8 protein-coding genes and 1 tRNA gene are annotated in these 7,753 nt (G+C 72.4%); 2 read left to right on the top strand and 7 right to left on the bottom strand.

What is annotated here, in order from left to right:
• On the top strand, window positions 1-413 hold a 413-nt coding region (locus Q0195_RS13875; RefSeq protein WP_299279537.1), incomplete at its 5' end, for a PepSY domain-containing protein.
• A 53-nt stretch (window positions 414-466) separates the two neighbouring features.
• Here the strand turns inward: Q0195_RS13875 and Q0195_RS13870 are convergent.
• Window positions 467-554, bottom strand: a tRNA-Ser gene (locus Q0195_RS13870).
• 74 nt (window positions 555-628) lie between these two features.
• Between Q0195_RS13870 and Q0195_RS13865 the strand changes: the two genes are divergently transcribed.
• Complete coding sequence (locus Q0195_RS13865) at window positions 629-1,603, top strand: NAD(P)H-quinone oxidoreductase (RefSeq protein WP_299279535.1); 975 nt, start codon at window positions 629-631, stop codon at window positions 1,601-1,603.
• Window positions 1,604-1,624: 21 nt separating this feature from the next.
• On the opposite strand, the gene Q0195_RS13860 is transcribed toward Q0195_RS13865, so the two are convergent.
• The 6 genes from Q0195_RS13860 to Q0195_RS13835 form a co-directional block, all read right to left on the bottom strand.
• Window positions 1,625-2,869, bottom strand: a complete 1,245-nt coding sequence (locus Q0195_RS13860) for an AGE family epimerase/isomerase (RefSeq protein ID WP_299279533.1) — start codon at window positions 2,867-2,869, stop codon at window positions 1,625-1,627.
• Window positions 2,870-2,922: 53 nt separating this feature from the next.
• A complete protein-coding gene (locus tag Q0195_RS13855; protein ID WP_299279531.1) occupies window positions 2,923-3,876 on the bottom strand; it encodes a carbohydrate ABC transporter permease in 954 nt (317 codons plus the stop codon).
• On the bottom strand, window positions 3,873-4,859 hold the full coding sequence (locus tag Q0195_RS13850) for a sugar ABC transporter permease (protein ID WP_299279529.1): 987 nt from the start codon (window positions 4,857-4,859) through the stop codon (window positions 3,873-3,875). Before Q0195_RS13850 ends, Q0195_RS13855 begins: the two co-directional genes overlap by 4 nt.
• Before the next feature lie 67 nt (window positions 4,860-4,926).
• Complete coding sequence (locus Q0195_RS13845) at window positions 4,927-6,312, bottom strand: ABC transporter substrate-binding protein (RefSeq protein ID WP_299279527.1); 1,386 nt, start codon at window positions 6,310-6,312, stop codon at window positions 4,927-4,929.
• 115 nt (window positions 6,313-6,427) lie between these two features.
• Window positions 6,428-7,282, bottom strand: a complete 855-nt coding sequence (locus Q0195_RS13840) for an HAD family hydrolase (RefSeq protein ID WP_299279525.1) — start codon at window positions 7,280-7,282, stop codon at window positions 6,428-6,430.
• Window positions 7,279-7,753 (bottom strand): aminoacyl--tRNA ligase-related protein (locus Q0195_RS13835; RefSeq protein ID WP_366518110.1); only part of this gene is annotated, 475 nt, incomplete at its 5' end. The genes Q0195_RS13835 and Q0195_RS13840, both read right to left, overlap by 4 nt.

Raw genomic sequence — 7,753 nt, 5'->3', positions numbered from 1 at the left:
AGCCGATCCCCGCGGAGGACGGCGCGGTGCGGGCGCTGAGCACCGCCGCCGACGAGCTCGGCGGCCTGGCCTTCGAGCTCGAGCGGACCGAGGACGGCGGCGAGGCGCTGTGGGAGGTGTCCGTCGCCGTCGGGGACGACGACGTCGAGATGCTCCTCTCCCGGGACGGCAACGCCATCGTGCGGCAGAGCGGGAGCGACGCGCTGGACGACGAGGACCGCCGCCGGCTGGAGGAGGCGTCCGTCGCCGCTGGTGAGGCCGCCCTGACCGCGGCCCAGCACACCGGCGCGGCAGTGGTCGAGGTCGACCTCACCGACGACGGCGGCGCCGTCGTGTGGGAGGTCGAGCTGCGGACGACCGACGGCGCGAGCACCGAGGTACGGGTGGATGCCGTCACCGGCGAGGTGCTGTGAGAGGCAGCACCGGCACGGCTTGACCGCCGGCCGGGAGGACCGGCCGGCGCGTGTGGCGGAGGGCGAGGGATTCGAACCCTCGGTGGGTTGCCCCACAACGGTTTTCAAGACCGTCACATTCGGCCGCTCTGTCAGCCCTCCCTGCCGCCGCCTCTCGGCGCAACGGCGCCACCAGTCTACGCAGCGCCCGTCGGGCCGGATGGTAAGGATGTGGCATGCGTGCCATCACCGTCACCGCGGACTCCCGTCTCGAGCTCACCGAGGTCCCCGACCCCTCGCCCGCACCCGGTGAGGTGGTGGTCGACGTCGCCGCCGCGGGTGTGAACCGGGCGGACCTGCTCCAGCGGGCGGGCCACTACGCCCCTCCCCCAGGGGCCAGTGACATCCTCGGACTGGAGGTCTCGGGCACCGTGCGGGAGGTCGGCGACGGCGTCACCGGCTGGCGGGAGGGGGACCGGGTGTGCGCCCTGCTCGCCGGCGGCGGCTACGCCGAACGGGTGGCGGTGCCCGCGGGCCAGCTGCTCCCGGCGCCGGACGGGCTCGACCTCCGCGACGCTGCGGCGCTGCCCGAGGCGGTCTGCACCGCCTGGTCCAACCTCGTCGACGTCGGCCGGTTGCGTGACGGGGAGACGCTGCTCGTCCACGGCGGCTCGGGCGGGGTGGGGTCCGCCGCGATCCAGCTCGGCCGCGCGCTCGGGGCGCGGGTCCTCGCCACGGCCGGCGGGCCGGAGCGGGCCGCCCGGTGCGAGGAGCTCGGCGCCGACGTGGGGATCGACCACCGGGGTGAGGTCCCCGCGGCCGTCGCCGCGGCCACCGACGGCCGGGGCGCCGACGTCGTCCTCGACGTCCTCGGCGCGGGCGGTCTGGGCGACAACGTGCAGATGCTCGCCCGTGGCGGGCGGCTGGTCGTCATCGGCACCCAGCGCGGGCGCCGCGGCGAGCTCGACCTCATCGCGCTCATGGCGCGGCAGGGGAGCATCCACGGCACGTTGCTGCGGCCCCGGCCGGTGGAGGAGAAGGCCGCCATCGTCGCGGCGGTGCACGAGCACGTGTGGCCGATGCTCGCGGACGGCCGGTTCCGCGCCGTCGTCCACGAGCGCATCCCGTTCACCGAGGCCGGGCGCGCACACGAACTGCTCGACTCCGGCGCGGTGTTCGGCAAGGTGGTCCTGGTGACCGACGCCCGCTGACCGCCTCGCGCCGGTCCGGCGTCAGAGCAGGGGCCGGCGGACGTCCAGCAGGCCGCGGGCCAGCGCGGGCGCCAGGGCGGGCGCGAGCGGCAGCCGCGGGATCAGGGTGGCCTGGAGGGCGTGGTAGATGTCCGGCTTGCCCGGCCAAGTGCGGGCGCTCGGCCGGTTCTGCGCGTCGAGCTCGTGCCGCCAGGCGCCGGGGCGCTGGATGAGCTGGGTCGCGGCGTAGTCCCACACCCGTTGGTACCACTCGGCGTACTGCTGCTCCCCGGTGACGAGCTCGAGGGCGGCGGCCGCGCCGACCGCCTCGCACGCCACCCAGTGCATCCGCTCGTGGACCACCGGCTCGCCGGCGAAGTCCACCGTGTAGACGAAACCGTCTGCGCCGTCGACCGCCCACCCATCGACCACGGCCCGGTCGAACAGCGCCCGGGCCGCCTCGAGCAGCCAGCCCTCGGTGGGCCGCTCCCGGACGATCAGCGCCTCCCGCAGGTGCAGCGCGAGGCGCGCCCACTCCAGCCAGTGCCCGACGGTCGCGCCGAAGGGGCGGAACTGGTGGGCCCGGTCGTCGGTGTTGTAGTCGAGCAGCGGCTCCCAGCCGGCGGAGAAGTGCTCGGGGATGCGCCAGTCCTGCTCCCGGGCGTAGCCGTCGAGCACCCTGCGGGTGATACGCAGCGCCCGGTCGAGCCACACGTCGTCACCGGTGACGTCGGCGGCGGCGAGATAGGCCTCGACGGTGTGCATGTTGGCGTTGACGCCGCGGTACTCCTCGGCCACGGTGAAGCCGCGGTCCCAGGACTCGAGCACCGCGCCCTCGTCCTCCCGCCAGAAGCGCTCGGTGCTCACCGCCAGGGCCTCGTCGAGCAGCTCACGCCCCCCGGGCCGGCCGGCGGCCGTCACGGAGGCGGCGGCGAGCACGACGAACGCGTGCGCGTAGGCCTCCTTGGCCTCGTTCACCGGCCCGTCGGTGCCGACGGCGGAGAACCAGCCGCCGTGCTCGGCGTCCCGCAGCCGGGTGGTCAGTGCCCTCATGCCGTGGTCGGCGAGCGGAGCGGCACCCGGGATGCCGAGGAGTGTCCCCAGGGCGAAACAGTGGGTCATCCGGCAGGTGAGCCACAGCTCGACCGGACGCTCGGGGTCGACCGCGCCGTCGTCGTCGAGGTACCCGAACCCCGCGGGGACGGCCGCGGCGCGGGCGAAGTCGAGCAGCGCGCGGGCCTCCGCGTCGAGCCAGCGGCCGTGGGAGGCCGTGCCGAGCCAAGCCATGAGAGGGAGCTCCTTCGGTCGAGGTGCCCCGACAGCCTAGCGGGCAGCCGTGCTCAGCCCTTGACCGACCCTGCCAGCAGCCCGCGGACGAAGTACCGCTGCAGCGTGACGAAGACGATGAGCGGGACGACGATCGAGACGAACGCGCCCGCCGTCAGCAGGTGCCAGTCCTGCCCGCGGGAGCCCGCCATCTCCGACAGGCGCGCCGTCAGTGGCTGCACGGCGTTGTTGCCGCCGGTGAAGGTCAGCCCGACGAGCAGGTCGTTCCACACCCAGAGGAACTGGAAGATCGCGAAGGCCGCGATCGCCGGCACGAGGAGCGGGAGCATGACCCGGAGGAACACCGTGACGTGCCCGGCGCCGTCCACGCGGGCGGCCTCGACGAGCTCGCGCGGGATCTCCGACATGAAGTTGTGGAGCAGGAAGGTCGCCAGCGGCATGGCGAACGCCGAGTGGGCCACCCACACCGCGAGGTAGGGGAAGACCTCGGCCGCCCCCGTCCCGGCGAAGATCCGCAGCAGTGGGATGAGGGACATCTGCAGCGGCACGATCTGCAGGGCGAAGACGACGACGAAGAGGGTGTCGCGCCCCCGCCACCGCAGGACGGAGAAGGCGTAGGCCGCCATCGTCGCGAAGGTGAGCGGGATGAGCGTCGCGGGGACGGTGATGACGACGGAGTTGAGGAAGAAGCCGGCGAGCGCTCCGGAGGACGCGCGTCCGAAGAGCACCTCCTGGTAGTTCTCCAGCGTGAAGGAGGGGCTGGTGAGGAAGGTCCACCAGCCGGTGGTGCGGATCTGCGCCTCGGGTCGGATGGAGCTGATGAACAGCCCGGCCGTGGGCACGGTCCACAGCACCGCGATGAGGACGGCGGCGGCCGAGCCGATCCGCGTGCCGAGCATCGCCTTGGCGCGGCTCGCCGCCGGCCGGCGCACGGTCCGCATCGGGTCGGGCAGGCTGCGTCCGGTCCTCGGTTCGGCGACGGCCGGGTTCGCCGGCATCACGCTCATGCTCCGCGCACCTCCCGGTTGCGGACCATCTGCCGCACGTTGAACACGACGATCGGGACGACGAGGACGAAGATCGCCACGGCGAGCGCCGAGCCGACCCCGTTGTTGCCGAAGGTGAAGGACTGGTCGTACATGAGGTTGGCCAGCACCTGGGTGTCGAAGCGCGCGCCGGTCATCGTCCGCGGGATGTCGAAGATCTTCAGCGTCGCGATGGTGATCGTGGTGAGGACGACGACGAGCGTGGGCCGCACGCTCGGCACGGTGATGCGGCGGAACATCTGCCAACCGCTCACGCCGTCGAGCCGCGCCGCCTCGACGATGTCGCTCGGGATGGCCTTGATCGCGGCCGACAGGAGCACCATGGCGAACCCGGCCTGGATCCAGATCATGACGACGATGAGGAAGAAGGTGTTCCACGGCGAGTCCTGCAGGAAGCGCACCGGCTCGAACCCGAGCCCGACGATGAGCGCGTTGAGCAGGCCGATCTGCTCCTGCGCGGCGCCGCGGTACTCGTAGACGAACTTCCAGATGATGCCGGCCCCGACGAAGGAGATCGCCATCGGCATGAAGAGCAGCGACTTGGCGAGCCGCTCGAAGCGGGAGCTGTCGACGAGGACCGCGTACACCAGCCCGACCGTCGTGGACACCAGCGGCACGAGGAGCACCCAGAGGAAGGTGTTGAGGAAGCCCTGGAGGGAGTCGGGGTCGGTGAGCACCCACGCGTAGTTCGCCAGGCCGACCCACTCCTCGGAGCGGCGGTCCATGAACGACATCACCGTGGTCCGGACCGCCGGGTAGACGAGTCCCAGGCCGAGCAGGAAGAACGCCGGGCCGCCGAACGCGAGGATCATCCACAGGGTGCGGGTGCGTCCGGTGAACCGGTCGGCCAGGCGGGCCGCACCGAGGATGACGGCGACGACGACGGCGAGGGCGAGGACGGCCAGCACCATCTGGCCGATCTTGGAACCGAGGAAGAAGTCCATGCGCACCTCCGTGCGACGCGGGGCGGAGCGGGGCCTGCGCCCCGGCCCCGCCCGCGTCGCGGTCAGGTCACGGCCACGAGGCCTGGACCTGGTCCAGGACCTCCTGGGTGTCCGCACCGTTGATCCAGTCGACCATGCCGCTCCAGAAGGACCCGGCACCGACCTCGGACGGCATGAGGTCCGAGCCGTCGAAGCGGGCGACGGCGGTGTCGTCCTGGAGCAGCTCGATGGCCAGGCGCAGGACGTCGGAGGATGCGAGCGCCGGGTCGACGGCACGGTTGGCCGAGGTCACCCCGCCGATCTCGACGCGGGTGTTGGCCCACTCGCCGGAGGCCATGAAGGCCTGGACGGCCTGGGTGGCCGCGTCGTCGTTGAAGGCGCCGACGAACTCGCCGGCGACGAGCAGCGGGCTCTCGTCGGCGGTGAAGCCGGGCAGGTAGAAGGCGAAGACGTCGCCCTGCGGGCTGACCTCGGTGCCCTGGGGCCACTGCGCCTCGTAGAAGGAGGCCTGGCGGTGCAGGAAGCAGTCGCCCTCGAGGATCGGCAGGCCGCCGTCGTTGAAGGACGTCGTCGCGATGGAGCGGGAGTCGCCGATGCCGCCGTTGACGTAGTCGTCGTCCTTGAGGATGGCGCCGGCGGTCTCGACGGCCTCGACGATGACCGGGTCGTTGAACGGGACCTCGTTGACCACCCACCGGTCGTAGACGTCGGGGCCGGCGGAGCGCAGGACGACGTCCTCGATCCAGTCGGTGGCGGGCCACCCGGTGGCGCCGCCGGACTCGATGCCGGCGCACCAGGGCTTGACGGAGTCGGAGCCGTGGTCGGCGGCGATCTGCTCGGTCAGCGCCATGAGCTCGTCCCACGTCTCGGGGACCTCGTAGTCGTTCTCCGCGAAGGCGCTGGGCGAGTACCAGACGAAGGACTTCACGCTGGCCATGAGCGGGGCGGCGTAGAACTCGCCGTCCACCGTGCCGTAGGCCTTCCAGTCCTCGCTCCAGCCCTCGTCGACCTTGGCCTCCACGGCGTCCGGCGCCGGGACGACGTGCCCCTCGCGGACCATCCGCTCGAGCAGGCCGGGCTGGGGGAAGATCGCCAGGTCCGGCGCGTTGCCGCTCTCCGCCTGGATGACGACCTGCTGCTCGAACTCCCCGGAGCCGTTGTGCTGGACGGTGATGCCGGTGCACTCGGTGAAGGCGTCGAAGGTGTCCTGGAGCTGGTCGGCCTCCTGCTCACGGATCGAGCTGAACAGCGTGACCGTCTCGCCGTCGAAGCTGCCGTACTCCGCGAAGGCGGAGCAGTCGGTCTCCTCCGCCTCCGCTCCCGCCTCGGGGGCTGCTGCGCCCCCACCGATCCCGCCGCCGAGGTCGTCCGCGCCGCCGCAGGCGGCCAGGAGCAGGGCCAGCGTCGCGGTCGCGGCGCTGAGCACGCCGGCACGCCGTCTGAGAGTCGTCATCGATCTCCTCCACCGTCATCGGTCAGGACACGTATCCCCCATCAAACGACGGTCGGGCGTTTCTGTCGGCGTTTCAGGAACGGATGTCGATAACGATCCCGTCACGAGGCGCCGGTCAGCGGCCGAGCAGGGCGTGCAGCACCGGGACGACGCCGTCGTCGTGCACCGACCCGGTGACGAGGTCAGCCGCCGCGCGGGTCTCCTCGTCGGCCCACTCCATGGCCACCCCGAGGGCGGCCCACCGGAGCATCTCGATGTCGTTGCGGCCGTCGCCCACCGCGACGGTCGCCGCGCGCGCGGTGCGGGTGCGCTCACGGAGCATCTCCAGTGCGCTGGCCTTCGTGACGCCCTCGGGGGCGATGTCGAGCCAGGCGGTCCAGCCGACGGCGTAGGAGACACCGTGCAGCCCGACCCGGTCGACGAGGGCGTGGAAGTCGTCCGCGGACAGGTGCGGGGCCCGGATCGTCACGCGGCTGGCGGGCGCGCTGCACAGCTCCTCGAAGTCGACGACGGTGACTTCTCCGCTCAGCTCCCCGAACGGGAAGGGGCTGCTCACCTTGAACCCCTTGCCGAGGTCCTCGACGGCGAACAGGCCGTCGGGCAGCTCCTCACGCAGCAGGCGGAGGGTGGGCTCGGGGTCGAAGGTGACGACGTCGCTGATCTCGTAGCCGTGCGGGAGCGCGGGGTCCAGCCGCAGGCAGACGGCGCCGTTGGAGCACACCGCCCACCCGTGCCGGATCCCCAGCTCCTCCAGGACGGGGAGCACCGCGGAGACCGAGCGCCCGGTGGCCAGGACCACCTGGGTCCCGGAGTCGCGCAGCTCGGCCACGGCCTCGCGCACCGCCGTCGTCATCCGCTGCTCGTGGTCGACGAGCGTGCCGTCGATGTCGAGGGCGACCATGAGCTCGGGTCCCGCCGCGGGGAACGCCGGGGGGAGGTGGTCGCGGACGACGTCGGCGGTGAGGGTCATGCGCGGTCCACCGGGGTGAGGACCTCCAGCCCCCCGAGGTAGGGCTGCAGCCCCGCCGGGACGCGGACCGAGCCGTCGGGGAGCTGGTGGTTCTCCAGGATCGCGACGAGCCACCGGGTGGTGGCGAGGGTGCCGTTGAGGGTGGCGACCGGCTCGGTACCCGCGGGTCCGCGGTGGCGGATCCCCAGCCGGCGGGCCTGGAAGGTCGTGCAGTTGGAGGTGGAGGTCATCTCCAGGTACCGCTCCTGGCTGGGCAGCCAGGCCTCGCAGTCGAACTTCCGGGCCGCGGAGGCGCCGAGGTCCCCGGCGGCGACGTCGATGACCCGGTAGGGCAGCTCGACCTTGGCGAGCATCTCCTCCTCCCAGGCGAGGAGGCGCTCGTGCTCGGCCTCGGACTCCTCCAGGGTGGTGAAGCTGAACATCTCCACCTTGTTGAACTGGTGGACGCGGATGATGCCGCGGGTGTCCTTG

This window comes from uncultured Georgenia sp., assembly GCF_937958535.1.
In the GTDB taxonomy this organism is placed as follows: Bacteria; Actinomycetota; Actinomycetes; order Actinomycetales; family Actinomycetaceae; genus Oceanitalea.
This window is presented reverse-complemented; position numbering and strand designations above follow the sequence as displayed.

Excerpts from the sequence above, each read along its gene's own strand:
- Q0195_RS13840 (WP_299279525.1), bottom strand. The coding sequence starts at position 7,282 with ATGACCCTCACCGCCGACGTCGTCCGCGACCACCTCCCCCCGGCGTTC.
- Q0195_RS13865 (WP_299279535.1), top strand. The coding sequence starts at position 629 with ATGCGTGCCATCACCGTCACCGCGGACTCCCGTCTCGAGCTCACCGAG.
- Q0195_RS13860 (WP_299279533.1), bottom strand. The coding sequence starts at position 2,869 with ATGGCTTGGCTCGGCACGGCCTCCCACGGCCGCTGGCTCGACGCGGAG.
- Q0195_RS13850 (WP_299279529.1), bottom strand. The coding sequence starts at position 4,859 with ATGGACTTCTTCCTCGGTTCCAAGATCGGCCAGATGGTGCTGGCCGTC.
- Q0195_RS13845 (WP_299279527.1), bottom strand. The coding sequence starts at position 6,312 with ATGACGACTCTCAGACGGCGTGCCGGCGTGCTCAGCGCCGCGACCGCG.
- Q0195_RS13855 (WP_299279531.1), bottom strand. The coding sequence starts at position 3,876 with ATGAGCGTGATGCCGGCGAACCCGGCCGTCGCCGAACCGAGGACCGGA.